This is a genomic window from Paenibacillus sp. 203, from assembly GCF_037027525.1.
In the GTDB taxonomy this organism is placed as follows: domain Bacteria; phylum Bacillota; class Bacilli; order Paenibacillales; family Paenibacillaceae; genus Paenibacillus; species Paenibacillus polymyxa_B.
On record NZ_JAXCHD010000002.1, the window covers coordinates 579,939 to 604,658 of the forward strand.

The 24,720-nt window shown below is 43.7% G+C and carries 27 protein-coding genes and 3 pseudogenes; 9 read left to right on the top strand and 21 right to left on the bottom strand.

Annotation, left to right across the window (positions count from 1 at the left end):
* Positions 1–95: 95 nt before the first annotated feature.
* From WA407_RS05890 to WA407_RS05900, 3 genes and pseudogenes are all read right to left on the bottom strand, one after another.
* Complete coding sequence (locus WA407_RS05890) at positions 96–719, bottom strand: SMI1/KNR4 family protein (RefSeq protein ID WP_235307998.1); 624 nt, start codon at positions 717–719, stop codon at positions 96–98.
* 155 nt (positions 720–874) lie between these two features.
* Positions 875–2,188: pseudogene (locus WA407_RS05895) on the bottom strand (hypothetical protein).
* A gap of 51 nt (positions 2,189–2,239) precedes the next feature.
* The gene (locus WA407_RS05900; RefSeq protein WP_235307997.1) at positions 2,240–2,713 is read right to left on the bottom strand and encodes a DUF7716 domain-containing protein; all 474 of its coding nucleotides are present in this window, start codon (positions 2,711–2,713) and stop codon (positions 2,240–2,242) included.
* 132 nt (positions 2,714–2,845) lie between these two features.
* Between WA407_RS05900 and WA407_RS05905 the strand changes: the two genes are divergently transcribed.
* Complete coding sequence (locus tag WA407_RS05905; protein WP_336076957.1) at positions 2,846–3,976, top strand: phosphodiester glycosidase family protein; 1,131 nt, start codon at positions 2,846–2,848, stop codon at positions 3,974–3,976.
* Between the two features lie 133 nt (positions 3,977–4,109).
* On the opposite strand, the gene WA407_RS05910 is transcribed toward WA407_RS05905, so the two are convergent.
* From WA407_RS05910 to WA407_RS05920, 3 genes are all read right to left on the bottom strand, one after another.
* Complete coding sequence (locus WA407_RS05910; protein WP_336076958.1) at positions 4,110–4,556, bottom strand: DUF6386 family protein; 447 nt, start codon at positions 4,554–4,556, stop codon at positions 4,110–4,112.
* Between the two features lie 223 nt (positions 4,557–4,779).
* Positions 4,780–4,878 carry a hypothetical protein gene (locus WA407_RS05915; protein ID WP_014599622.1) on the bottom strand — a complete coding sequence of 33 codons (99 nt, stop codon included), beginning with the start codon at positions 4,876–4,878 and terminating at the stop codon, positions 4,780–4,782.
* A 100-nt stretch (positions 4,879–4,978) separates the two neighbouring features.
* The gene (locus WA407_RS05920) at positions 4,979–5,206 is read right to left on the bottom strand and encodes a hypothetical protein (protein WP_336076959.1); all 228 of its coding nucleotides are present in this window, start codon (positions 5,204–5,206) and stop codon (positions 4,979–4,981) included.
* A gap of 391 nt (positions 5,207–5,597) precedes the next feature.
* Between WA407_RS05920 and WA407_RS05925 the strand changes: the two genes are divergently transcribed.
* A complete protein-coding gene (locus WA407_RS05925) occupies positions 5,598–5,936 on the top strand; it encodes a helix-turn-helix domain-containing protein (protein ID WP_165175930.1) in 339 nt (112 codons plus the stop codon).
* A gap of 204 nt (positions 5,937–6,140) precedes the next feature.
* On the opposite strand, the gene WA407_RS26710 is transcribed toward WA407_RS05925, so the two are convergent.
* The 6 genes and pseudogenes from WA407_RS26710 to WA407_RS05950 all read right to left on the bottom strand — a co-directional run bounded on the left by WA407_RS26710 (position 6,141) and on the right by WA407_RS05950 (position 10,312).
* Complete coding sequence (locus WA407_RS26710) at positions 6,141–6,626, bottom strand: DUF1036 domain-containing protein (protein WP_416381843.1); 486 nt, start codon at positions 6,624–6,626, stop codon at positions 6,141–6,143.
* A gap of 299 nt (positions 6,627–6,925) precedes the next feature.
* A complete protein-coding gene (locus WA407_RS05930; RefSeq protein WP_025719664.1) occupies positions 6,926–8,065 on the bottom strand; it encodes a 5-methyltetrahydropteroyltriglutamate--homocysteine S-methyltransferase in 1,140 nt (379 codons plus the stop codon).
* Positions 8,066–8,188: 123 nt separating this feature from the next.
* Complete coding sequence (locus tag WA407_RS05935) at positions 8,189–9,091, bottom strand: LysR family transcriptional regulator (RefSeq protein WP_250261831.1); 903 nt, start codon at positions 9,089–9,091, stop codon at positions 8,189–8,191.
* Between the two features lie 179 nt (positions 9,092–9,270).
* A pseudogene (locus tag WA407_RS05940) lies at positions 9,271–9,483 on the bottom strand (family 1 glycosylhydrolase); the annotation flags it as partial.
* A gap of 110 nt (positions 9,484–9,593) precedes the next feature.
* Positions 9,594–9,929 carry a carboxymuconolactone decarboxylase family protein gene (locus WA407_RS05945; RefSeq protein WP_336076960.1) on the bottom strand — a complete coding sequence of 112 codons (336 nt, stop codon included), beginning with the start codon at positions 9,927–9,929 and terminating at the stop codon, positions 9,594–9,596.
* Positions 9,926–10,312 carry a tautomerase family protein gene (locus WA407_RS05950; RefSeq protein WP_336076961.1) on the bottom strand — a complete coding sequence of 129 codons (387 nt, stop codon included), beginning with the start codon at positions 10,310–10,312 and terminating at the stop codon, positions 9,926–9,928. The genes WA407_RS05945 and WA407_RS05950 overlap by 4 nt, the downstream gene beginning before the upstream one ends.
* A gap of 111 nt (positions 10,313–10,423) precedes the next feature.
* On the opposite strand from WA407_RS05950, the gene WA407_RS05955 reads away from it, so the two are divergent.
* Positions 10,424–11,299 (top strand): LysR family transcriptional regulator, encoded by an 876-nt coding sequence (locus WA407_RS05955; RefSeq protein WP_336076962.1) that lies wholly within the window; start codon positions 10,424–10,426, stop codon positions 11,297–11,299.
* A gap of 164 nt (positions 11,300–11,463) precedes the next feature.
* Here WA407_RS05955 and WA407_RS05960 read toward each other — a convergent pair whose 3' ends face one another.
* The 4 genes from WA407_RS05960 to WA407_RS05975 form a co-directional block, all read right to left on the bottom strand.
* Complete coding sequence (locus WA407_RS05960) at positions 11,464–13,392, bottom strand: PTS fructose transporter subunit IIABC (RefSeq protein WP_336076963.1); 1,929 nt, start codon at positions 13,390–13,392, stop codon at positions 11,464–11,466.
* A 67-nt stretch (positions 13,393–13,459) separates the two neighbouring features.
* Positions 13,460–14,371, bottom strand: a complete 912-nt coding sequence (gene pfkB, locus WA407_RS05965) for a 1-phosphofructokinase (protein ID WP_336076964.1) — start codon at positions 14,369–14,371, stop codon at positions 13,460–13,462.
* Between the two features lie 2 nt (positions 14,372–14,373).
* Entirely contained in the window at positions 14,374–15,120 is a 747-nt protein-coding gene (locus WA407_RS05970; protein ID WP_061828662.1) for a DeoR/GlpR family DNA-binding transcription regulator, read from the bottom strand.
* Positions 15,121–15,473: 353 nt separating this feature from the next.
* Positions 15,474–16,145: an O-methyltransferase gene (locus tag WA407_RS05975; protein WP_336076965.1), complete on the bottom strand. Its 672-nt coding sequence runs from the start codon at positions 16,143–16,145 to the stop codon at positions 15,474–15,476.
* A 131-nt stretch (positions 16,146–16,276) separates the two neighbouring features.
* Here WA407_RS05975 and WA407_RS05980 point away from each other — a divergent pair, with 131 nt between their 5' ends.
* Positions 16,277–17,164, top strand: coding sequence for a LysR family transcriptional regulator (locus tag WA407_RS05980; protein WP_254327794.1), 888 nt, complete (start codon positions 16,277–16,279; stop codon positions 17,162–17,164).
* An 88-nt stretch (positions 17,165–17,252) separates the two neighbouring features.
* Here WA407_RS05980 and WA407_RS05985 read toward each other — a convergent pair.
* Positions 17,253–17,528 (bottom strand): annotated as a pseudogene (locus WA407_RS05985) (ankyrin repeat domain-containing protein); the annotation flags it as partial.
* A 151-nt stretch (positions 17,529–17,679) separates the two neighbouring features.
* On the opposite strand from WA407_RS05985, the gene WA407_RS05990 reads away from it, so the two are divergent.
* Both WA407_RS05990 and WA407_RS05995 read left to right on the top strand, forming a co-directional pair.
* Positions 17,680–17,925: a DUF4183 domain-containing protein gene (locus WA407_RS05990; protein ID WP_336076966.1), complete on the top strand. Its 246-nt coding sequence runs from the start codon at positions 17,680–17,682 to the stop codon at positions 17,923–17,925.
* A 91-nt stretch (positions 17,926–18,016) separates the two neighbouring features.
* Positions 18,017–19,153 carry a hypothetical protein gene (locus tag WA407_RS05995; protein ID WP_336076967.1) on the top strand — a complete coding sequence of 379 codons (1,137 nt, stop codon included), beginning with the start codon at positions 18,017–18,019 and terminating at the stop codon, positions 19,151–19,153.
* A 126-nt stretch (positions 19,154–19,279) separates the two neighbouring features.
* On the opposite strand, the gene WA407_RS06000 is transcribed toward WA407_RS05995, so the two are convergent.
* The 4 genes from WA407_RS06000 to WA407_RS06015 form a co-directional block, all read right to left on the bottom strand.
* Entirely contained in the window at positions 19,280–20,266 is a 987-nt protein-coding gene (locus WA407_RS06000; protein ID WP_336076968.1) for an ABC transporter substrate-binding protein, read from the bottom strand.
* Entirely contained in the window at positions 20,193–20,639 is a 447-nt protein-coding gene (locus tag WA407_RS06005; RefSeq protein ID WP_336076969.1) for a hypothetical protein, read from the bottom strand. The genes WA407_RS06000 and WA407_RS06005 overlap by 74 nt, the downstream gene beginning before the upstream one ends.
* A gap of 75 nt (positions 20,640–20,714) precedes the next feature.
* A complete protein-coding gene (locus WA407_RS06010) occupies positions 20,715–20,915 on the bottom strand; it encodes a hypothetical protein (RefSeq protein WP_336076970.1) in 201 nt (66 codons plus the stop codon).
* Between the two features lie 247 nt (positions 20,916–21,162).
* Positions 21,163–22,041 (bottom strand): radical SAM/SPASM domain-containing protein, encoded by an 879-nt coding sequence (locus WA407_RS06015; protein ID WP_336076971.1) that lies wholly within the window; start codon positions 22,039–22,041, stop codon positions 21,163–21,165.
* Positions 22,042–22,269: 228 nt separating this feature from the next.
* Here WA407_RS06015 and WA407_RS06020 point away from each other — a divergent pair, with 228 nt between their 5' ends.
* The 3 genes from WA407_RS06020 to WA407_RS06030 are packed head-to-tail and all read left to right on the top strand — an operon-like array spanning position 22,270 to position 24,694.
* A complete protein-coding gene (locus tag WA407_RS06020) occupies positions 22,270–23,025 on the top strand; it encodes a helix-turn-helix domain-containing protein (RefSeq protein WP_336076972.1) in 756 nt (251 codons plus the stop codon).
* Positions 23,026–23,042: 17 nt separating this feature from the next.
* Positions 23,043–23,675 (top strand): GNAT family N-acetyltransferase, encoded by a 633-nt coding sequence (locus tag WA407_RS06025; protein WP_336076973.1) that lies wholly within the window; start codon positions 23,043–23,045, stop codon positions 23,673–23,675.
* 17 nt (positions 23,676–23,692) lie between these two features.
* Entirely contained in the window at positions 23,693–24,694 is a 1,002-nt protein-coding gene (locus WA407_RS06030; RefSeq protein ID WP_061828668.1) for an alpha/beta hydrolase family protein, read from the top strand.
* Positions 24,695–24,720 lie beyond the last annotated feature (26 nt).

Here is a 24,720-nt window from a genome sequence, read left to right on the forward strand (position 1 = left end):
CATTCGAGTGCTAGCCTACCTTTTTTATATCATTCCTCATTTTTTATGTCAATATCTCGGTCGGCTAAACATTAAAATTACATTTCAGGAAATCGCTAGTGTCTAATGTGCTTAAACATCACGTTAAACATTTCGACAGAAGATGGAAACAGCCCCTGTACATGGGGAAGCAGATTACTCCTGATCCGAAGCTCATCCTCATTCAAATGCTGTAGGTCTTCATGAAAGAACCAAACAATAGGATAATCGCCGTCCTTATGTCTGCTGCCTGCATTTAAACAAACGGGACCCTGGTCGTCCTCTGCTATTGCAAAAGGAATGTAGCCTGCTGACAGAAGAGGTGACCATTGATCAAGCAAATCATAAAATGCCTTTAAGCCTTGACCTACAGGCAGACGTGGGAACTCAACAAACGTACAATCGCTCCAGTATACTCCCGGGATGGACTCATTATCGAATTGTAAAGATACATAATGGTAGGACATGATAAAACTCCTCAACAGGGGCGGCAGCTCAAAATGGTATTTTTCCTCCATCTCCCGAACTTCCTGTTCAGTAATCTGTGAGAGGAGAGGCTTCCACTTGATCCACCCCTCCTCGTCAACATTCCCATCACGCATTTCCATCGGTACATTTTCTTCCACATCCATAAAAAAGGCTTCATCCATCTGAGCAAATAGTTCCTTCATGAATGTACGAATATCCGCTTTCTTGTCCATGTCTTCACACCTCTTTCCTCTCTATTCACATTTTGCATCATGGGTTAATGCCAAATGCCCTCTATCTGAAAATAGCATTGTAATCATGTGCTGCTACACTTTTTAAGTTCAGCTTATCAGAACTTGCTTTTATCACCATTTGCGGAATATTAGTATTACCAGCGCAAGGGCTCATAGTTCCGCCAGATCACCCAACGCGCTGTCTCGTGAATTGGAGCCGTGCCAATGCTATATTCCTCCTTCGTGCCGCTCTGCAAATCAATCAAATGAAGCATACCGCCATACGTTCCAACCGCCAACATACTTTCATCAGTTGTAACTGCCAGCCCGGATATCGTACTGCCGACAAAATAGTGCCAAAGTTCACGGCCCTCCCTGTCAACCAGACGGAGATAACCGTAGGCATCACCCAAAATAGATCCTTGTGTCAGCGCTGTTGAAGCGTATACTCGCATTTCTTCATTCATCATCGGCCATTCTTCCTTATTCTGAGCAAGACCCTGCTCCACCTCAGCAATCGACACTTAAATGGTGGCACCGTTGTAGAAATGACAGGCATTGTACCAGACGTCCAGATCATCTTTGGCAAATAGAGCATAATGCGGATAACTAGAACTTGGCTCCAATGTATGCACCGTCTTATCAGACAGATCCATAAGCATATGCTCACTCATCTGGCTACCGTAAGCAATCCAACGTCCATCCCTCGACACAGCTCCATGGGCCATATCCACAATCGTGTCTTCCAACTCTAGTTTTCTTCGTTCAGACGCCTTGGGATGGATCAAATCCACCTGATCATCAGCCAGCAAATAAACGCCGTAACCGCAAACCAGCAGAAGTCGCTGTCCATCGCCAAACGGAATCACTTCATCTAATATATCTTCAGGATGCTCCTCATCTCCCAAGCACTCCAGATCAGGAATGGATGCTTTTAAGCGGCCTTGTATATCCTTCCACTGAAAATGTGCTGTCTCTTCTCCTTGCAGATTTAAATCCGGTTGACGAACAATCCGAATCCCCTGTCCATCCACCAACGCAAAATAAGTCCCGTCCGGCGAACAGCCTACTCGATGCAGTCCGGGGATTTGCAAGATTCTATCTTTTCCCGTCACATAGATCGTCCCACGTTCCGGAGGATTGTCCGCATGTAGAATGACTTCATTGCCTCCATTCACAAAAGCTATCGGCCTAACGGCTTGCAAAGCCTCCTCGAACGCTGGTGTAAGCGGCCAAGACGCGGCTGGAATCTCTCGACGTAACTGCTCCATTTCACCAGCCTGATTCGCCTCCTGAATCATACGAAAAATATCTTTGGCCATCTTGGGGCGTTCGTCCTGGTTTGGCTCTGATTGCTCCTGCTGCCATTCACTTTCCATGCCGACTCTGACAAATTCATTCACATCTGCGGCATACCTTTTTCCTTCCTGTCGCCACTTTGCTGCCATTTCATGATTCAACCAACTCATTTGCTTCCCCCATCCAGTGTATGTATGCCCTGTTTGTTCTACAGGCTTTGTTCATTCTGTTAGGTGGTTTCTCGCCTTTGTCAGCACAGACCACAGGTCTGTCACTGCCTTCACCTCTTCATAGTCCAGAAAGGCATCTCGTTTGTCATAGTATTTTACCGCTATAATCACCATCTGAAGCGTCACTGGCTGTCCAGCAGCCTTAAGGACTTCCACAATACTTTCGAAGGTCGCCAACTCAAACCAGGTTTGAACCTGACGATCCGGCACCCACTTGGGAATATACTCGTCCTGTTCGTTGGTTACGACTGTACCCTCCTCTGCACATTCCTCTAGCCAATGCTCATCCCAATAATAAATCGGTGTGTGAACAGGGTCTTGATCCCATTGATCCACATTCACATATAACCAGTTATTATGCAGTTGCCCCACGCTACGCACCAATTCCTGTAATCCTTCAAATACACGATAAGACGGGCGCTCTCTGCGACGGTAATCCTCAAGTCTTGTCTCATACCTGCTCATCTCCAACCTCCCGCTTCCTATATCAGCTAAACACTCAAAATTCGCATAACATACATTTACAACTTATAAAACCCGATATAATTACAAGCACCTCGTAAAGTGTCAAGACTACATAAGGAGATTGATCTATTCATGAAAAGAATCACCGCACTTGTTATCCTGTCCTTGCTATTACTGGTATCCCCGATCTACGCTGCTGCCCCAGCACCTATGCTGGTCTATGTGGACCAGAGTAACCACTCCTTCATCCCGCTTCGTCTTCTGAACAGCTATGAAGGGATCACATTCAATTTAACGGCAGTGGACAAAAAAATAGAAATTGCGCAAGGCAATACTCGGATCACCCTATTTGCCGGGAAATCTACTGCCAAAGTGAATGATCAAACGGTCCATTTGCAAAATGCTCCTTTTACCGATAACGGTTCGACCTATGTCCCCTTGCAGTTCATCAGTCAATATCTAAACCTGCAAGTCTCATGGCAAAAGGAAACCTCAGCTGTACGCATTAAGCAAGGTGCAACGTCCGTCACGCTTCCGGTACATACTGGCAAGCTACCCGGAAACACTACACCCATTACGACAGCTCATAAAAGCTTCAAGGTCGGGTCTCGTACATTTTCCGCTAAGGTGGTCACCATCTCTATGCTCCATCCCAAGGTAAGCCTAGACGTGGCTCTAGCAGGCGATACCATTGGTAAAGTGGAAGACTTAAGCAGTCTCGCCAAACGTAATCAAGCGGTTGTAGCCATAAATGGTACATTCTTTGATGCCTATACCAAAAGCTCCTACAAAACGCCTTACGGCTACCTGGTCAGTCACGGAAAGATGTTGAAAAAAAGCTCCGGCGACCAACGGACGGTCTTCACCTACGATGCTAACCAATTATCTGAGCTGGTGTCAGGTTCTGCCTTTGAACAACGCTTAAGCCAAGGCAGCGTCGAAGGTGCCCTTCAAGCTGGGCCTCGTCTGGTCACCAACGGACAGGTTTCCCTAAATGTCAAAGCCGAAGGCTTCAAGGACCCTAAAATATTAACAGGCGGCGGCGCCCGCAGCGCACTCGGAATGAGTCGGGATCATAAGCTGATCCTTCTGACCACCAGCGGAGCGACTATTCCGCAGCTCGCCCAAATGATGAAGCAGGCTGGCGCTTATCAGGCCATGAATCTGGACGGCGGTGCTTCCAGCGGGCTGTATTACAACGGCTCCTACCTCACCACACCCGGCCGCCAAATCAGCAATGCCATTATTGTAAAGTATCAATAGAACGGATAAAGGGCTGTCTTCACGGATCTGTAAGCCGTGGGGATAGCCCTTTTCCATTTCCCCTGGCTTTGGTTGTTCCTGCTTCCACCTGTTCAGGCGGCATGTATGGCCATCACGTATTGGATCCTGCAATCTACAGTCGAATCAGACCTGTAAAGCTATTGCTGCCTTCGCTTCCATTTTTGATAGAAAGGTAAATACGGTTGTCTTCTCTGCTCGCCATGCATTCATAAAGTCCCGGTTGCACAGAAAGGAACGTCCCTCCCCATACGCATTCAGGCTCCAGTCCACCACTTGTGGCTTCCTCCCCTGCTCCAATAAATAGGTTGCCTGAGGGAACCTTCAAAAACAGTCGTACAGCAGGCTTGTCAATATGATCTGTCATCAAAACCTCATAGGTCCCGTCGGCTCCCAGATTCAAAAAAGCTACATTTCCCGCATTCAACTCGCCCAGCTCGTCCTCTTCGATGGACCACCAATCCGGATCATCGTCCAAACGATGCTTAAGAGCTTGCGTATCAAATAGGCAAAGAGTCGCCGTATCTGTTGTAAATTGAAATAGACTGCTTGCCATATTCATCATGCGATCCTCCTGATTTTGGTCAGCGAATTTCCGTTTTTCCACGTCTTACGCTATCCGTATTGCCATAGATTTGAGGGAAAATCTCCCTGTATGTAAAGTATAACAATGCTTGTAGGGCCAGACAACATATTGGGCTAACACCCATTCTGCATAAAAAGCCCTCCCTCACGATGTCGTGAAAGAAGGCCGATTTGTGGATTTAAGCGATGCTAACCTGCTGTTAGATCAGAAAAGACTTAGTAATAATTACCAACAAAATGAACAATACCAAAATCGCTCCTGTGGATGTCCATGCTCCACCGTAACCTACTTCACCCATGTCTGAATCCCTCCTTGCGTTAAAGCTTACTCTTATCGTATGAAGAAAAGCGGATAACGACAGGGCGAATCGGCAAGTTTATTTGCCATGGAAGGACTACTCAGAAAATGGACTGATACGTTTGAGATAGATCGCTAATGACTCTGGATGACAACTGGCAGAGAATGTCGTCCGTTCTTCGCAGTAGCCTGCTCACATCCTTGTACTTCATTTTTTGAAGGAGCGGGGTTTCTAACTGGGATGAAAGAAATTGAGTGGTGCCTATAAATACGACAACATCCAATCCGGGGTTGGTTTCGGTATGTAATAACTGCAGCAGGTCAGTCATGGACAGGAATCCGGGAGGGAAAAGGCTGTTGTTTTCTTTCATATATAGAGCTTTTAACATGGAGGTCAACGCCCAGTCACTTAGGATAATGCAACATTGGAGTTGGTTGTGCTTGTGCAGAATTCGGGCTAGTTTCATGTGGTATTGGGATAGAGTGTGGAAATCCGTTATTGAATTATGTAGGTGTTGTGAGGGTCTGGACGGTTGAGTGGGACTTGGTATAAAGGTAGAAGGAGCTTCTTTCATATCTATTCCTCCAGAGAATTTAAAGAATAGTCTTATTATACTTTAAAATAATACTTATAAATATTATTATTATTTATTATATTCATTATTCAATGTTTTCATTTGGATATCTTGTCTACACTTTTAGAATAGTGAGGTGTAGACGATGGAAGATAAAGAAGTTCTTAAATTAGTGGGTGCCAGAATACGTGCTTTGCGAAAAGAAAAAGGATTGTCTCAGGAGTCGCTTGGGGAAAAAGGCGGATTCCATTTTTCATACATAGGGCAGATTGAGCGTGGAGAAAAAAACGTATCTTTAATAAATATAGCTAAAATTGCTAATGCACTGGATGTTAATTTGATTCAGCTTTTTGCTTATGTAAATGAGGATATTAAGGTTACAAAACATGAAACTGATATACAAGAAATCGTAAAAATACTCCAAAAATCGAGTCCAGAGAAAGTACGCTTGGCGAGGAATGTGATACGGGAGATTACAAATTAAAAGGATTTTTTAGCAAAAATAAAGGAGCCACCTTTAGTTAACAAGGCAGTTCCTATTGCACTATTGTTTTACGTAAGTTCAATACCCTATCGAAAATTAAAATAATATATATATAGCCACTATTAACTTAATTTCAAGTTTCTTATATAAAAGCGCGAACTGAATTGAATACGAAATCACAAAGGATTCCCATCCATTAGGAAATTATTGGCTTCTAGGTGGTTTCTTGCGGTCATTCAATTTAGATTTTCTTTTTACCCTTTTTGTGGGCAATACCATACGAACATTTTTTAGCTTCGTTTTTCTTTGAGCATTATTTGTAATAAGGTTGACTGTAAAGTTCACGAAACCGCGTTGGATGTTAAGTGTTTTAAAACCAACTCTTCTACAATTATTGCATAGATTACCATTAATATTCCAGATCCAACATCCACTGAAATTATAATTAGGAACATGTATGGGGAAATTACCTGACCACACAAGATTTCTTGATACGCTCTCAGCGTAATAATATATTGTTCTATCCCCTACGTTGCCAGTAACAACTTCCCTCGTTTGACCAGGCGCCAAACGGTACCAGGTAGCCAATATACCAGTTTGTCCCACAAAGACAAACCCACACCTACTCGCGTGATAGAAAATGGCTACTTGTACGGTAGAATTGGTGCTGTTTCGAAAATAAAGACTCATTTTTTTTCACTCCCTCTTAATGCCATTCTACAATCCAGTGTATGCAAGAGTTGTAAAAGGGAAGTGGACAAACATAAAAGAGTCTTAACCTTTTTTTTAGGATATTCAGAAATTATGCTTTTTTAGAGTTTCCCGCCATCAGTTTGGCGAAACCATATGACCATATTGTTTATGTTATGGAATTCATTCAAAAGAATACTCCCACCTAATCTTGTAAAGATCAAAAAACACGTCCATATACGACGTGTTTTTTAATAAAATATCTTTAACTAATAAAACCTTTTAATTTCCCTAAACCCTTACTTCCAAATCTCGTCCGCAATCTCTTTAATGAAGGCAAGCTTTTTCCACTGCTGCTCTTCTGTCAGAATATTGCCCTCTTCTGTCGAAGCGAAGCCACATTGTGGGCTGAGGCAGATATGGTTGATGTCCACGAATTGAGTCGCTTCCTTAATGCGGTTAATGACCGTCTGCTTGTCTTCCAGTTCACCCGTTTTGGAGGAAACGAGGCCCAGTACGACCTGCTTTTGATCTTTCAGATGCTTAAGCGGTGTGAAATCACCTGCACGGTCGGTGTCGAATTCGAGATAGTAGCCGTCGATGTTGTCGATGCCGAACAGGGTTTCTGCTACAGGCTCATAGCCGCCAGAAGATGCCCAGGTGGAATGGTAGTTACCACGGCATACGTGGGTCGTTACGACCAAATCGGCTGGAAGATCCTTCACCGTTTCCTGATTCACACGGGCAAACAGCTTTTTGGTATCTTCCACATTTTCACCTGCATGCTGTCTAGCTTCCCAATAGTTTTTATCACAGAGCATCCCCCATGTGCAATCATCCAGTTGCAAGCTGCGGCAGCCCTCATTGTACAACGCTTGAATCACGGATTTGTAGGCTTTGGCGATATCCGTCACCAGTTCATCCAGATTGCTGTAATACGTGTCGGTTGTTTCTTTATTCTCTCCGCGCAACAGCTCGGCCAGGAATTGCGCAGGTGCCGGGATCGTTTGGCGCGCAATCGCATCCTCACCTGCTACTTGCTTCAGGAATTTGAAATCTTCAATGAAAGGATGACGGGAATGTCCGATTTTACCGGACAAGCGTGCGGTTTCCGCTCTTGTTTCCACACCTTGGAATTGGTAGCCGTTCGAAAGCTGTACCTTTTCCACACCGTCCAGACCCCACATAAAATCAAGATGCCACCAGGAGCGTCTGAATTCACCGTCCGTCACGGCTTGAAGTCCTACGGATTTTTGCTTTTCCACTAGCTTGATAATTTCGTTATCTTCAATCTTTCTCAGCTCGTCCGCAGAGATTTCATTATTTTGAAATTGAATTCTGGCGTCTTTAATCGCTTGCGGGCGCAGAAAGCTGCCGACCATATCGTGTCTAAAAGGGGTCACTTTACGTTGGGATGCATTATCAAGGATGCTGCTCATTAGGGTTATCTCCTTTTTCGCTTCTATAGTGAAGTTCTTGTAAGAAAGATAACATACATATTCAGTTATAAGGTAACTCCAATAAACTATAGCTAGTTATAGCCTAAGGCTATACCCAACCTATTATCCCCCTATCGCCTCATGCAGCGCTTCTACATAGACGGTGGCCAGCTTGGAGAGCGCAGCGTTTTTATGGCAAATCCATCCCACATTAATAGACTCATCACATTCCAGAGGGACGGAAATAATATCGTTACCGTTCAGATCCGCACTGATCACCCCGGTAGAAATCGTATAGCCGTTCAAGCCAATGAGTAGATTAAAGAGGGTCGCCCGGTCATGGACGCGAATGCTTTTGGGATGCGATAACGTACTGAGAATCTCCTCGGAAAAGTGAAAGGAATTGTACTCTCCTTGCTCAAAGGACAAATACGGATACGGATGAAGCTGGTCAATGGTCACGATAGACTGTCGGGATAGCGGATTATTGGCACTGATAAAAATATGTGGCTTAGCCGTAAACAGGCTGTTGAATTGCAGATTCGCATCTTTTAGCAGCTTGTTAATGACCTTGGCGTTAAATTCGTTCAGATACAGGATTCCGATCTCACTGCGCAGGCTTTTGACATCCTGTATGATTTCATGGGTTTTGGTCTCTCGCAAAGCCAATTCATACTCTTCTTGACCATATTGATTTACCAGATTTACGAATGCATTTACAGCAAAAGCGTAATGCTGCGTGGACACAGCAAAATGCTGTGGTGAAGGCTTGGCATCCAGATAGCGACTTTCCAGCAGCTCCGCCTGCTCAACGACCTGACGTGCATAACCGAGGAATTCCACGCCTTCCTTGGACAAAGAAATCCCCTTATTGGTACGCTCAAAAATGGTGATATGAATTTCTTCCTCCAGATCACGAATCGCGTTCGACAGACTGGGCTGGGAAATGAACAACCGCTTTGCCGCCTCATTCATGGAACCGCGATTGGCAACCTCAATGACATATTTTAATTGTTGTAAAGTCAATGCATGATGTCCTTTCCGTTTGTGTTTCTTCTATTATATAATACACGATCACACTTCTGGGAAAGGAGTAATTGGATGCTTGAATGAATTCAGACTCTCCCCAAGGCTATAAATACAAACACCCCCTCAAAATGGTAATATCCATTTTTCAAGGAGGTGCTTTTTCACGGCGGCTTTAATTAACGAATTTCACCGTTTGTGGAAATCAGCTTTTGATAACAATAGAAGCTTTGTTTACGAATACGACGCAGATCCTTGAGATCAAACTCCTCACGATCCACATAGATAAACCCGTAACGTTTGCTGAAGCCCTGATTAGTACTAACAAGGTCAATCGCAGACCACGGACAGAAGCCGAATACTTCTACACCGTCTGTAATTGCCAGTTGAATTATTTGGGTATCGCCTGCTTATCAGTAACAATGCAGAATAACAACACAATCATGCCAAAAAACTGCTAAACACTCGAATCCCTTGCGCTTAGCAGTTTTTAGGTTCATGCTTAACTCTCTTTCTCTTTGCAAAACACCTCTTTGGCAACCTGCATAGCTGAGGCTGCCCGGGGCCATCCTACATAAAAGGCAAGCTGCGTAATGACCTCAACCAGTTCTTCCTCCGAAATTCCGTTCTCCTTGGCCAGTTTCAGATGATAAGGAAGTTGATTTACATGCTCACACGCTACCAGAGCGGCAACGGTAATGAGACTCCGTTCCCTTAGAGATAGCTCACTTCTTCTCCATACATCTCCAAAAAGAACATCCTCCGTATAACCTACAAAAGCGGGAGCAAAATCACCGATGGTTTCCCTAACACTCGATCTGATCAATTTATGCTTCATACAATCATCTGGGCAAGTCCGTTGCCAAAGGACCAATCCTCTAATTCAGTCTCTACCAGTGTCACAAATACATCCTCCGGTCTAACCTTACATTCAATAGATAAGAGTTCCGCTAACTTTTGGTAGAAACTCTTTTTTAGTTCCGTAGTTCTACCCGATCCCATTGTAATTTGGATGTACAGCAGCTTGTCTGTTCTGGATACATTCAAATAATCAGGACTATAATAAAACTCACTTTGCTTATGAGCATGAAAAACCTGAAAGTAATCTTTTTCCGGAACCTGAAAATGTTCGATCAAAGCATTCATGATACAGCGACTAATCCAAGGCAACTCTTGCTCTGCGTATTGCTGCTCCATGTAGCCAATTCGTACAAATGGCATGTTCATCTCTCCTATTCGCTGGGATAAGATGATTGTACTCTCCTTACTTTCATCTGTATAATTGAAAATAATCATAAATATATTCAATTTTACCGATGGAGATGAACATGCGTGGATCTGAAAGAATTAACTACATTTCGTACCATAATCGAAGAAGGAACGTTTTCAAAAGCTGCTGCCAAATTAAACTACGCTCAGTCTACAGTCACGAACCAAATCCAGAGGCTAGAGAAAGAGCTGGGATTTCAGCTTTTTAAAAGGGGTTGGGATGCAGAGTTAACGTCCCCAGGCAAACTATATGCCGAGGAGATAGACGGGCTTATTCAGCATTGGAATTTTGTAATGGACCAGGCGAAGTCTCTGAAAAAGGAGGAGATTGGCACGCTCCATATCGGTGTGATTGAAACGGTGGCGGCTACCGTACTGCCCTTGGTTCTGCAGCAGTTTCGAGAGCATAAACCGAATATTACGTGCCATTTTACAGTTGGCAACACGGATGCACTCGCAAATGCTTTGGTGGACGGTAAGCTGGATTTTGCAATCTCCGGAGAACCTCACTCGATTCCTTCCTTACACTTTGAACCCGTATATCACGAACACATCGCCTTTATTGTGTCCCGTAATCACCCTTTTGCGGTAAAAAGTGAGCTTCATCTCAAAGATCTGTACGAGTACCCGCTTATCGTCGGAGGTAAGAACTGCTTTTACCATATACGACTGGAGAAAGAGCTTTCACGCTTTCCGTCGATGCCGTTTTTTTATACTGTCAGTCAAATTTCGTCGATCCCCATATTTGTAAAAACGATTCCATCAGTTGGAGTGGTTCTATCGTCAATGCCTTTGCCAGAGGAACTGGTCACCGTCCCCCTCCAGTTAACAGACCCGAATATCCCTATTGGACTGCTACAAAACAACCATCACCAGCAGTATATGTCTTCGGCCCGAAAGCTGTTTATACAGCTGGTTAAGGAGCTTTATAGGCTATAGCTCCAATGCAATAACTACTAATAAGCTACATCGGCAAAGCCGACACCTTTCCATAAAGAAAAAGCCGCCAAACACTCAGAGACCTGATGTTTAGCGGCTTTACTATTTTGATGGCCTAAGGAAAATGTGGCCCTCTTTTTATTTTTTCACTCTTGACATACCCGTTATTTCGCTTCGAGCGGTTTTTTCCACAGTCCTAGAATGAGCGCGGAAATCACGGAGCCAATCACGACTGCAAGCAAGAACAGCAAAGCATGATTGGCAAGAGCTGCTACAAAAATTCCGCCATGTGGAGCTGGAAGATTGATTTGCCAGAACTGCGTCAGACCACCAGCAATCGCTGAACCTACAATACAAGAGGTCAAGACACGCAGAGGATCGGCAGCTGCGAATGGAATGGCTCCTTCCGTAATGAAGGACAATCCAAGTACATAGTTCGTCAAGCCAGACTTGCGCTCTTGCTCAGTAAACTTATTTTTGAAGAACGTCGAAGCTAATGCGATCGCCAGCGGAGGTACCATACCACCCGCCATAACAGCCGCCATCATAGCACCGTTCGTGTTACCGCTGGAAGTAAAGACACCGATCGAAAATGCGTAAGCTGCTTTGTTAAAAGGACCACCCATGTCGATCGACATCATTCCGCCCAGGATCAGACCCAAAATAACTGCATTACCTGTTCCCAAATTGTTCAAAACATTAACAAGCCACGTATTAATACCACCGAAAATTGGATCGAACAGGTAGAACATAATCGCGCCTGAAATTAGAAGTCCAAATACAGGGTATAACAAGATTGGTTTTAAACCATCCAGTGCTTTCGGCAGACCTGCAAAAGCTTTACGCAGGAAGATCACCACATAACCAGCCATGAAACCAGCTGCCAGACCGCCAAGGAAGCCTGCATTAGAGTTTACAGCCATCAGACCCCCAACCATACCTGGCATCAGTGCCGGGCGGTCTCCAATGCTCATCGCGATAAATCCGGCCAGTATCGGAATCAGGAAGTGGAACGCACCTGTTCCACCGCCAATTGTCTGCAACAGTTGGAACAATGCATTGTCTTCTCCTGCCACTTGTTCAATCAAGAAGGAAATTGCTAACAAAATCCCCCCGCCTACAACGAATGGCAGCATATGAGAAATACCGTTCATTAAATCCTTATAGATTTTACTGCCCACGCTGCTCTTCTCCGCTTTCGACTCTTCAGCGCTGCTTTTACCTTCACTACGATAAATTGGGGCATCGCCGTTCAGCGCTTTGCGGATCAGTTCCTCAGATTTACGGATACCGTCGCTTACCGGTCTTTGCAATACAGGTTTACCGTCAAATCTGGCCATTTCAACCTTTTTGTCAGCGGCAACGATTACACCTTTGGCACGGCGAATTTCATCCGCTGTGAGTACGTTTTGCGCACCTTCCGAGCCATTCGTTTCTACCCGGATGTTAACACCCATTTCTGTCGCTTTCTTAATGAGAGCGTCTTCAGCCATAAACGTATGCGCAATGCCTGTAGGGCAGGCAGTCACCGCAACCACAAACTCGTCTGAATTCGGGTTACCAACGATAACATCCGGCGTTTTCTGTGCTTTGGCAGCCTCTTTCTTTGCTTCTTTTGCTTTCTTGGCTGCTTCTTCTTCCGCCTGCTTGGTATCAAACAGCTCGGATACTTCATCCGGTGTTTGCGTATTCATCAGTTTGTCAATGAAATCGGTATCAATTAGAAGCCGGGAAAGAGCCGCTAGTGTGCGAAGATGCGTATTTGCTGCTCCCTCTGGAGCGGCAATCATAAAGAACACTTTTGCCGGCTCACCGTCCAACGATTCGAATTCTACGCCTTTACTGCTTTTGGCGAAAACGACAGTCGCTTCATTCACGGCTTTAGTCTTGGCATGCGGCATCGCAATGCCGCCGCCGATTCCAGTGCTAGACTCTGCTTCACGTTTGTAAATCATTTCTTTAAACAAGGCACGGTCATTAATACGTCCACTTGCTTCGAGACTAGCGATAAGCTCCTCTATCGCCTCGTCTTTTGTCGTCGCCCGGAGGTCCATGATCATCGTTTCTTTAATCATCAGGTCTGTTATTCTCATTTTTCACACTCTCCTAAGTTCGATCAGCGTGTCGATACACGCATAATAAGCTCATGATGCAGCCGGATTACCGTTTTGAAATCGTGACTTGCGGTCGTAATTGTTCAATTTTCTCTCTAGTAGCCAGATCATCGGAAAACGCAGTTGCGCTTCCGGATGCCACTCCTGCACGGAATGCTTCGATCGGATCGCCATGAAGAGCCAGCGTACCCACGAATCCAGCAATCATTGAATCACCTGCGCCTACAGAATTTTTCACCGTACCTGCTGGTACATTTGCGTGATACACTTCATCTGCCGTAATGAACAAAGCCCCTTCTCCTGCCATGGAAATCAGTACATTTTTTGCACCTGCTTCCAGCAGCTTACGACCGTAAGTGACGATCTCCTCCTTTGAATGAATCGTTACGCCAAACAACTCAGCCAACTCGTGGTGATTCGGCTTGATGAGCAGCGGTTTATGAACCAGTGCCTTCATCAACGCCTCACCTGTGGTATCGATGACGAATTCAGCGCCAGTTTGCTGACATACGCTAATCAGCCGATCATAGAAGTCTCCTCCAAGTGACGGTGGAATACTTCCCGACAAGACGACAATGTCATTTTTCTGGAGCCCCGCCAGCTTTTGCACCAACGCATCGGCCTCTTGCTCACGAATCGCAGGTCCCAAACCATTAATTTCCGTTTCATCGCCATGCTTGAGCTTAATGTTAATCCGCGTGTCATCTTCGATCATTACAAAATCAGTTTTAATGGATTCTTCCCGCAATGTATTGTCGATAAACCTGCCTGTGAATCCTCCGAGAAAACCAATCGCCGTGCTATCTGCCCCCAACTGGTTCAGTACACGTGATACATTAATTCCCTTACCACCTGGCAGTTTTAAATCACGTTTCATCCGGTTCAAATCACCAAGCTTCAAATCATCAACTTCCACGATATAATCAATGGAAGGGTTCAGCGTTACTGTATATATCATTGTTATCCCTCGATTATCTTAGTTTTCTGAGCGATGGATCGGCGTGACCGTTCTGGCATCGATTCAGTAATAAGTATAGCTTCCTTGAGCTCGAACAGTTTGGCGAAGGTTACTTCTCCAATTTTGCTGGAATCGGCTAACACATACGTTTTGCCAGACAGCTGGTGAGCACGTCGCTTGATCAGCGCCTCTTCGGGATCAGGAGTTGTATACCCCATTTCCATATCCACCCCGTTCGTTCCTAGAAAGCACTTGTCGAATCGAAAATTGTCCAAATTTTGTAGGGCAATACTCCCGATTACGGCTTTGGTATGAATTTTCATCATCCCTCCCAGTAGATAGCTTCTGATTCTTTTGCTTACCAGTGCTTCTACGTGGGATAGTCCATTCGTCACGACCGTCACGTCTTTAGCTTCAATGTAAGGAATCATCGCCATCGTTGTTGTTCCCGCATCCAGATAAATACATTCGCCATCCAAAATTTCTTTGGCTGCTATACGGGCCACCGCGTTTTTTTCTTGAACGTTTTTGAATGTTTTTTCTTCCATGCCAGGTTCCTGACTTTTCTGATTCAGCAAGGTTGCCCCGCCATGAATCCGCTTGAGCAACTGACGGCTCTCAAGATCTATCAAATCACGCCGAATCGTTGACTCAGAAGCTCCCAACAGATCAGCCAATTCTTGCAACTTTACAACACCACATTCTTGTAAGCGCTGTATTATTAACTTGTATCTTTCTTCCGTCAGCATCATCATTCCCCCAACTGTTCATATCGTACCACAAACTTGACAAAAAACAATCACTTTTCTTCAAAAAGATTCAAAAAAATTCATTTCTAATTCATTTTTTTACAAAATGGTGAATTCCTGCTCCAATCATCATGATTGCGTTTACATTTTAAAGAAAATACATCTACTTTTATGTAAATTCATTCTTCTTACATAGGAATTCAGCAGTAAACGTTCAAAAACGTTCTAAAGCTTCCATCAATACTATTTTACCATTATGCGCACAATTCGTCCCCACCTTTTCTACTGCTCAGAAAAAGGCTAAACACGAGGACTGCTCCCCTTTGTGTTTAGCCAATCGAGACGCTTAGCGTTCAGCCCTTAACGATTCCAATGACGAAACCGTCATACCCCTTGCTCCCCACGGTTTGGATAGCTGTAGCTGTAATTCTTGATTCCTCAGCTAGCATATCATAAAACTTTCTTACTCCCTGCACACGAGGGTCTGTGCTATAAGCTTGAACCACTTCTCCTTCACGGATAACATTATCACCGATAATAACGGTGCCAGGATGTGAGAAGCGAAGTGCCCAATCCAGATAAAATGGATTATTGGGTTTATCCGCATCGATAAAAATAAGATCAAAGGGGGCAACTCTCTCCTCTTTCATCTGTGCTAACTGCTCTAAAGCGTCTCCCTCCCGAAGTTCCACTATTCCATCCAACTGAGCCAACGATATATTCGACCGGGCAATTTTAGCATGGATCGGATTGGCTTCCAGCGTAACGATTTCTCCATCCTCCGGCAACGCCCTTTCCAACCAGATTGTACTGTAGCCTCCCAAAGTACCGATCTCCAGCACACGTCGCGCTCCCTGCATTTGAGCAAGGATATTTAATAGCTTTCCCTGATTGGGGGCTACATCATGCGGAGGTAATCCCGCCTTTTGATTAGCAGCCAATACTTGTTCCAAGACAGCATCATGCGGAATCAGACACTCCGAGATATACTGGTCTACTTGTTCCCACGTATTCGTTGAATGCATTTGCTCCACTCTCCTTTGCCTTTAACTTACAATTTGATTGTAAATGAATTATTATTATAAAAATAATATATGTTTTTGCTTTATTCATAATTTAAATGTATGAGTCAATCGAAAAGAGAGGGAGTCTAGCCTTGAACCTGCATGCATTACGCTTATTTCACGTGGTCGCCTCTACAGGGAGTGTGACACGTGCCTCTGAACTTTTAAATATTAGCCAACCTGCGATTACCGCCCAGATTAAAAAATTTGAAAAAGAAATATCTCTCACACTGCTCATGCCGCAAGGAAGAGGGATTGCCTTAACGGATGCTGGTGAAAAACTTGCTGTACTCGCCAGACGGCTCTTTGCTGTCGAACAGCAAATCGAACAATTTTCACAAGATTATCGTGATGGAGCCCATGGTCATATCCGGCTAGCGGCTACTTATTTACCGGCTCATTTTCTCATTCCGGCCTGGATTGCAAAATTCAAACAACAATATGAACATGTTGAAATGACGATTAACACTACAAATTCCAACGATGCTTTGCAGCAGCTATTAAATATAGAAGTGGATTTGGCTATCTACGGAGGACTGCCCGAGCAGTATCCCGATACGATTCAGACTGAAGAATTATTTCGTGATGAATTGTGGTTCGTGGTGGCTGCAGATCATCGGTATGCAAATCAGCAGGTTTCTTTATTGGAAATGATGCATGAACCCTTTGTTATGCGTGAAAAGGGGAGCTCAACACGGGAGAGATTATTTTCCTTATGTCGAACCTATAATGCCCCCGCCCCCCAGGTCACCCTAAACTTCACAGGGCTGCATGAGGCGATTACCGCAGTTATTGCCGGATATGGTGCCAACTTTGTGTCCTCACTGGTCGTGCGTGAATATGTAGAACGTGGCGAACTGTGCCGGGTATATGTAGAAGACATCCAGCTTCTCAATTCAATCGCCATCTGTACCCGTAAGAACGAACCCCTATCTACCGCTACTCTAAATCTCATTCAGCTCATACGTAACCATTCCTAATGAGCATTAGGCACTGTGTACACTAGCGCTGTATTTTAAAATAACAAGAGCCATGACTGCGTGCATACCGCATTCATGGCTCACCTTGTTATGATAAATATTCACCGTCAATAATCTTCTCCAGATAATCTTCCGGCCGTGCAAGAAACTCGGCAAAGCTGCACACATCCGCATATTCCTGATGCTCCTCGTCATAATAACCCAGGCACTTCTGCTTCGGATTCCACACCAATATAACATCCGAGTAATTATCTACGTTTAGAGACAGACGCAACAGCATTTGCCGACCTATCTTCATCTCAACCGTATCTATGAATGAGAAGAACTCAACAAATTGAATATCAAGATCATTTTCTGGCAGGTTCTCTATCTGGAAGCAGACAGTATCGTATCTGGAAACATTGCTATCACAACAAGCATCAATGTCACTCCAGCGGTTAATCGTTACACAGCTATTGTCGTGCTGGGTGATATATTAGGAGGAGTGACCACCATCCCGGCACAAAGTTTTACAAATGATAGTGGTATTTCAGTCGCGGCAAACAGTCTTGTGGTTCCGACTAGTAAGCGGATACTACAATGTATTTGTAAATGGGACGTTGCAGCGAGGCGGATTAACAACGCTTTCTGCTACAAATCTAATTATAAATACAGGCCTGATTGTTGGTGCAATAGTAGTCATTGAGGTTATTAATTTCAAATCTAGTGCTTCCTCAACCTCTGTCAACAATGTCACAGTAACGACTACCATAAGCGACTAAGCTACGTAAAACAGGACAAACGCCTCTTTTTTATAATTTTATAAAAGGGTAAAATTTCCTTTGTAAATATGAAAAAGAGGGAGTTATTTCCATGCAATTCAATTTTGCGCATTTCCGATTTTATGTTATTGCACTGATCGCAGTGCTCATGCTTACCAGCTGCACCTCAAATAATGCTGCAACTACAGTCCAAACAAATTCTGATGTAGACAATGCGACTCATAGTACAACAGTGGTAGACAAAGAAAGTCAGCCTGTTTTACCCGTCACAAAGCCGCTGGCTCATACCGTTACCTCGGATAAGGATCTTGTGGCTCTTACCATTCCCGCTGGCTGGCGTAAATTTAAACAGGGACAACTGGATTCGGTGCTTAGTGTTTGTGACAAAGAAAAAAAGAACGTAGGTCTAGTTTTCCGTGTCCCCAAGTCAGCTTTTGCAAATAATATGACGCTCGACGAATTCGTACAGCAACGTGAAGAAATCTCCGCATTGGGTCTAGAAAACTTTAAGGCTGTGGATACTACCCCAATCCAGATTGATTCCACAACCGCCAGAACAGCCGATTATAGCGGGAAATACAATGGCCAACAGGTCTATTACTTCAGTGCCATGTTAGAGAGTAAGCAGCACTATCTTCAAGTATTAATCTATTCAAGGGGAGGCTCTGCAGTAGAACAACATCACGAATTTGCAACTATAGCCAGCTCCTTGAAAGTCTTAAGCGACTCACAAGTTAAGCCAGACCTTCGCTCAACAACTATTTTGAAAACATTTAAAAGTGAAGATGCCAAGCAACAAATTCGTCTCCCTTATATATGGAAGACTGGTTTAATTCTTAATCCAGATGCGCTAATTCAAGCCTGGTATGAAAAAAACGATGCATACATGACGATCATCAAGGATTGGAAATCCGAACTGCCGTATGAGAAATCCTCAATGATCACATTAAAAGATTACGCTGAGTTTTCAGCTCAATTAGTACTCAAAAGGTCTGGAAAAGGGATTATTTCGACGGGACCAGTAAAGGTCAATATAAACGGGAATCAAGGCTTGCAATACGAAGTATGGGTAGAGAGTGATAAAGTAAAAATTGTATATTTAATCACTTATTTGGAACATTCCGACTCATTCTCTCAAATTATTTTTTGGACGAGAGCTGATTATTACGATAATCAAAAATCTGAATTTCAAAGATACACCAAAACATACAGAGAAGAAGAAATATAGACATAATAAAATCCGCCAAACACTTAGGAATCTTTGTGTTAAGCGGATTTTGTCTATATGACTATCACAGCTTGAAATTCTAAAAGATTCCCCTTGTTTAGATAGGAGATGTTACTGTACATCCTTTTATTTTTTGTGGGCTAATAAGAGATTAACTATCGTATCCAATTGAAGTTCCAATGAATAAGGATCTTCCATCACAAACTCATCCTCTTTATCGCTGAATGAACCGTACATATAAACCTGTCCTTTTTTTACAGCCGGAAGGCCTTTCCATAGCTCACTATGCAGAATCTGGTTAGCCCCTTCATCTTCTGAACCGTATACAAAGATGTGATCTCCCATATACTCGGGTAAAACCTCAAGCGAAATATTTTCAAAACCTTCTTTCATGTTCAATGCCTTTTTGGTAGGTGGCAGCTTTAGCATCTGATAAATGGTCGGACTTCCGTAATTGCCGCCTTTCGCTGCCAAAACATATATCGATTTATTGGCGACTTGTACAATTGGAACCGTCTCTCCGTCTTTAACGATACCTTGAATTTTCGTTCCGGCCTCTGCAGCTTTCTTCTCATATTCAGTAATCCACTGCTCGGCTTCTTTCTGCTTGCCAAAGATTTCACTGATTCTGCGGAATTTATCCAGTGGCCCCGCTGTAGATTCGCCCTCCCAATACGGCAAGAACACAGTCGTTCCTACCTTTTGGTAGCTGTCGATGTTCTTTTCGATTGAACCGATAATTAAATCCGGTTGCAGAACGGTCAGTTCCTCTAAATCCATAGGAAAATCACCGAGATCCTTGATTCCGGCCAACTTCTCTTTGGGATATCCCGATTGATCAATCCAAGCCTCATTCAGCATATAGCTTCTGACCCCCACCGGAATAATCCCCAGTTTTAAAAGATGACCCATATACTGATCCGATGCCACTCGTTTCGGGTTTGCAGGTACTTCCACATCGCCTTTTAATGTCTTAACCGTTCTTGTCTGTGCTTGCACTGCCGCTTGTCCATCGCTGTTGGATGATGTCGCTGTATGATTAGCCTTCGTTTGCGAGCTTCCATTTGTATTCGTCGAAGCCGAGCAAGCTCCCAGCATCAATGATAAACACAACATAATCATCATGGCCGTTATTTTGACTCTTCCGTGCATGAATAAAAGTGGCGTCCGTCTGCATTAGCAGTTCTGCTGCTCGATCTGCTCTTACTTGGCCCAAGTAATGAATCGGACTGGTATGCATTTTACTTTTGAACAACCTTGATAAATGTCCAGTACAGCATTGTAGCTCCTCCGCAATGGACTCAAGTGTCATAGGCCGACTAAAATGCTCACGCATATAGGCTACAGCCTGCGATACAAGGTCGGACTTAAGAGGTTCGATGTCCTGCCCATACAACTGCTGCAACAACTCATATACAAATTGATGAAATAAGGCTTTAACATGCAGTTTGCCAAGTCCAGAAGCTTCACGCCATTCTTGCTCCAACAGCTTCACTTATCGTACAGGGGCAGCGGGTAATGAGGTGCAAAAGCATACTGATTCTGAAAAGGATTTTCCTTTTCAAGCATGCAGTACATGGAAACGCTCTACCCTGTGAATACTGTTATCCAACCGTACCCGTGCGCTTCCACGCACAGCATACAAGAACGCACTAACAGGAAGTCGATAGGTTCGTAGCTCCTCCCCTTTTTCCATCTTCTTATGACGAACATCCATCACCTGTATAAAAACATGATTCCACAGCAAAATGTGATCGCTCAACTTCATTACTACCGCTCAACCTCCATCCAAACCGTTCCTTCAGTTCTTATTCCGCCCTATCAGAATTAAATTCATTATAATTGATAATCATTCTCACAAGCAATCGATTGTATCTAACTTCCTCTGAACAGTTCAAATCCATTGATTATATATATGTATACATCAAAATATATGCAAAAAAAGCCCTGCAAAAGGGCTATCTTTCTTGCAATTCATTCTACTATCGATTGGAGCTCTACCTGTATGATTATGTTCCAAATCGTTTGCGGTACCCGCATTTTCGGCATAACTCTTCTACCGCTTCTCTCTTGGAGAATCCGAAGTACAGACGGTTTGCACGCTCCCCTTCCACAATGTCGGAAAAAGATTGTTCGTGGACGTTACCTAAATTAATGACACCTTCTCCATCAAGACAGCAAGGGACCACTGTTCCATCCACCAATACCGCCGCCTGGCTACGGAGTGCATGGCAAAAGCCTTTTCCGTCATCTTCCGGGGCACTGAGGCTCGGCCATTCAAATTCATGGTCCTGATTCAAATAAACATTTGGTGCGATTTTGACCCCACTGCCTGGTATCACCTTTTCCTCAATCCGATAGTCCAGTCCAAACTCTTGCTCCAGTCGTTCAAGTGTTTCCCGGTTGCGCTGACGCTGCACATTAGTCAAATTATCTTCAGTCAAGTTCCAGAGACGGAACGAAATAATGACATTGTGTTTCACCGCTTCTCTTACAAACCTGAAAATATTACCCAAATATCCTTCTCGATCCACGGAGCCTTCATGCCCGTCAAAACTGTGGAGAGAGAAGTTCATCTGACGCAGCGCTGGTTGCCCAAGCAGCTTATGTCCGGTCTTCGGCAGCAAGGTACCATTGGTGGTTATATTGACCTTCAAGCCTTTCTCATGAGCACTTTCCAGCAAAAGATCAATTTTCGGATGGAGCAACGGCTCTCCTTTTACATGCAAATAGATGTAATCCGTATGTGGTTTGACCTGATCAAGCACATTTCGAAAGACTTCCGGATCAATAAATTTTTTGACACGCTGTGTTTGAGGACAAAAGCTGCATGCGAGATTGCAAATGCTCGTTATCTCAATGTATACCTTTTTAAAAGTTTTCAACATGATTTCCCCATTCTAACCTTCATCCTGATTATCTTGTTTATGCTCACTAATCTTATGATTATAACGGGTTATCACCGACAGGTAAACTCTCCAGCCTCCCCTTGGTATGGGCATCAAATACTCGACACCTACGCCTATCTAAGATTTGATTTGATATTTTCTATTGACCCTAGGTCTGACCTAAGGTTTATAGTGGAGTTATTCAACTACCAGTAAGGAGTCCTGTCATTGAAAGAACACATTACGATCAGCCAGCTTGCTCAGCTCATGAATGTATCTGTACATCAACTGCGATATTTTGAAGAAAAGGGAATCCTGTATCCATCACATACAGAAGAAAATCAATATCGGATGTACGGGCTTCATGAGATTTATCAGCTTTCGCATATTTTATTATTACGCAAATTAAACGTCCCTGTCGGCCAGATTCTAGAATGTATGACTTCCTATGCTGCCGATGATTATAACCGGCTTTTAGAGCATTCGTTGCAGAAGGTACAGGCTGAAATAGCTAACTTGAAAATGCATGAACAGTTTATTCACAAAGTGCTAGAAGAACATGATAGCCTGACTCAGCGAAATGATGAATATCAGGTCAAACGATTAGGTCCCCGTCATTTAAAGCTATGGTTTGCATTGGAGAATGGTCAAGAGCTCACTGCCGGAAACTTATTTGAACACCGCCCTGCCCCACCTCGATTATTTGAAAATGACCTGCATTACTTGTCTGATGCCGGACAGGTAATGCTGTGTTATGAAACAGTGGATGTGGCTGACTATATTCTGGAAGAAGGCAACTATCTTTATAAGCATCTTTCCGTCATTGAAGAGCCTGAGATTGATTATGAAATTAAACAAATGGAACGATATGTAGCTCATCACCAATATAACTGGCAAAGCAGGATTGTCCTAGTAGAAAAATCTTATCTTTCGATGTTCGACAACAACAAGCTACAATACGAAATTCAGGTTAAAGTAGAATAAATCTTGGAGGGCGTTACATGAGTGCAAAATCCTTTGACATTGTTGCATACCAGAAACAAGACCATGAAGCTGTTTGCAGTCTTTTAGTCGAATCGTTTAAAGCAAAATTTCAATCTCTTGTTACACTGGAGGATCAAGCTATACAGCAGTTGTTAATGCAGGTTTGGGTTCAAAATCCTTATTCTACATCTATGAAACAATTTGTAGCCAAAGAAAACGAAGAAGTTATCGGTGTTCTTTCTCTTAAATGGAAACCCTCCTCCTCTTCACTTCCTGAAACAACCCCCATTTCTTTGGCTCCGCTCATAAAACAGTTTGGTTGCTTTAATATATTTAAATTTTTGACAGGTATGCATGCGCTGGAGTATCCCCCCGCTGCAGATGAGTGTTACATTGATCATCTGGCAATTCGTTCAAGTCATCGTAACCAGGGAATAGGACGCCGTCTTCTAGCTTTCGCACAGCAATTTACGGTTGAATCTGGTTTTCATACATTGACGCTTCATGTAGCGCATAAGAACCAAGGGGCTATCCGTTTGTATCACAAACTGGCGTTTGAAGCAGAACAATCCAAGTATAATGGGTTACGGCATTTTTGGTTCAAGGAGCCTGTATGGCATCTGATGAGTTGGAAAGGAACGAAATTGTAATCGAGGAGAGAGCACCATTGAAAAAAACATTCAAGCTTACTTTGGGTATTGCGGCAGCTCTGGCGGTTGCCTTAATACTCATCGTTCTATATCAAAATTCCTACAAGATGACAGAAGAAAAAATACAAATCACGACGCCTAAAGGGCTGTTAACAGGTACATTAGCTTTGCCTAAGAACTACTCGGAAAAGGTTGGATTGGTTGTTTTTGTGCATGGGGATGGTCCTATTAATGACACATATGATGATGGATACAAACCACTGTGGGAAAAGTTCGCCTCCAAGGGTTATGCCTCCCTGTCATTGAATAAGCCCGGTATTAATAGTGCCCCTGGCAATTGGCTGGGTCAAAGCATGGAGGACCGCGCACAGGAGATCCGATATGCAATAGACTGGGCGAGAACCTTGCCGATGATTGATAAGCAAAAAATCGGCCTATGGGGAGCCAGTCAAGCAGGATGGGTCATTCCGAAGATCGTTAAAGAGGAGCATGATATTGCATTCAGCATCCTTGTATCGCCTGCCGTGAACTGGATTTCCCAAGGACAATTTAATACCAGAAAAGAAATGGAAGAAGAAGGAGCTACTCCGCAAGAAATTCAAAAGATATTGAACTACGATCAAGAGATTCTACAGTTACTGAAAAAACATGCTTCTTATGAAGAATACCTAAGCATAGCCGATCCTGAGGATATGATCTCCAAAGAAAGATGGAGCTTTATAGGCAAAAATTTTCGGTCTGATTCCACCGAAGAATTAAGTCACTTCCATTCTCCTGTACTCTTGGTTCTGGCTGGCAAAGATATTAATGTAGATGTAAAGGATACCGAGCGAGTCTACCGCCAGAAAATACCCGCAGAGCTGCTGTCCGTTATTCATTTACCTGAAGCCGACCATTCCATGATGGATGAAAAAATCGCGCGTTCAAAATCTCTAACTTTTTTAACAGCCGTATTCGCCCCAAGAAAATTGGTGAATGACGAGTATCTCAAAATCCTTGCCGATTATGTCAATCAATGAAAACCCCATAACTGTTCTCGGTTAGA

Coding starts and splice junctions, on each gene's coding strand:
- WA407_RS05890 (WP_235307998.1), bottom strand. CDS start 719: ATGGACAAGAAAGCGGATATTCGTACATTCATGAAGGAACTATTTGCT.
- WA407_RS05900 (WP_235307997.1), bottom strand. CDS start 2,713: ATGAGCAGGTATGAGACAAGACTTGAGGATTACCGTCGCAGAGAGCGC.
- WA407_RS05905 (WP_336076957.1), top strand. CDS start 2,846: ATGAAAAGAATCACCGCACTTGTTATCCTGTCCTTGCTATTACTGGTA.
- WA407_RS05910 (WP_336076958.1), bottom strand. CDS start 4,556: ATGAATATGGCAAGCAGTCTATTTCAATTTACAACAGATACGGCGACT.
- WA407_RS05915 (WP_014599622.1), bottom strand. CDS start 4,878: ATGGGTGAAGTAGGTTACGGTGGAGCATGGACATCCACAGGAGCGATT.
- WA407_RS05920 (WP_336076959.1), bottom strand. CDS start 5,206: ATGACTGACCTGCTGCAGTTATTACATACCGAAACCAACCCCGGATTG.
- WA407_RS05925 (WP_165175930.1), top strand. CDS start 5,598: ATGGAAGATAAAGAAGTTCTTAAATTAGTGGGTGCCAGAATACGTGCT.
- WA407_RS26710 (WP_416381843.1), bottom strand. CDS start 6,626: ATGAGTCTTTATTTTCGAAACAGCACCAATTCTACCGTACAAGTAGCC.
- WA407_RS05930 (WP_025719664.1), bottom strand. CDS start 8,065: ATGAGCAGCATCCTTGATAATGCATCCCAACGTAAAGTGACCCCTTTT.
- WA407_RS05945 (WP_336076960.1), bottom strand. CDS start 9,929: ATGAAGCATAAATTGATCAGATCGAGTGTTAGGGAAACCATCGGTGAT.
- WA407_RS05950 (WP_336076961.1), bottom strand. CDS start 10,312: ATGCCATTTGTACGAATTGGCTACATGGAGCAGCAATACGCAGAGCAA.
- WA407_RS05960 (WP_336076963.1), bottom strand. CDS start 13,392: ATGAGAATAACAGACCTGATGATTAAAGAAACGATGATCATGGACCTC.
- pfkB (WP_336076964.1), bottom strand. CDS start 14,371: ATGATATATACAGTAACGCTGAACCCTTCCATTGATTATATCGTGGAA.
- WA407_RS05970 (WP_061828662.1), bottom strand. CDS start 15,120: ATGCTGACGGAAGAAAGATACAAGTTAATAATACAGCGCTTACAAGAA.
- WA407_RS05975 (WP_336076965.1), bottom strand. CDS start 16,145: ATGCATTCAACGAATACGTGGGAACAAGTAGACCAGTATATCTCGGAG.
- WA407_RS05990 (WP_336076966.1), top strand. CDS start 17,680: ATGATAGTGGTATTTCAGTCGCGGCAAACAGTCTTGTGGTTCCGACTA.
- WA407_RS05995 (WP_336076967.1), top strand. CDS start 18,017: ATGCAATTCAATTTTGCGCATTTCCGATTTTATGTTATTGCACTGATC.
- WA407_RS06015 (WP_336076971.1), bottom strand. CDS start 22,041: ATGTTGAAAACTTTTAAAAAGGTATACATTGAGATAACGAGCATTTGC.
- WA407_RS06025 (WP_336076973.1), top strand. CDS start 23,043: ATGAGTGCAAAATCCTTTGACATTGTTGCATACCAGAAACAAGACCAT.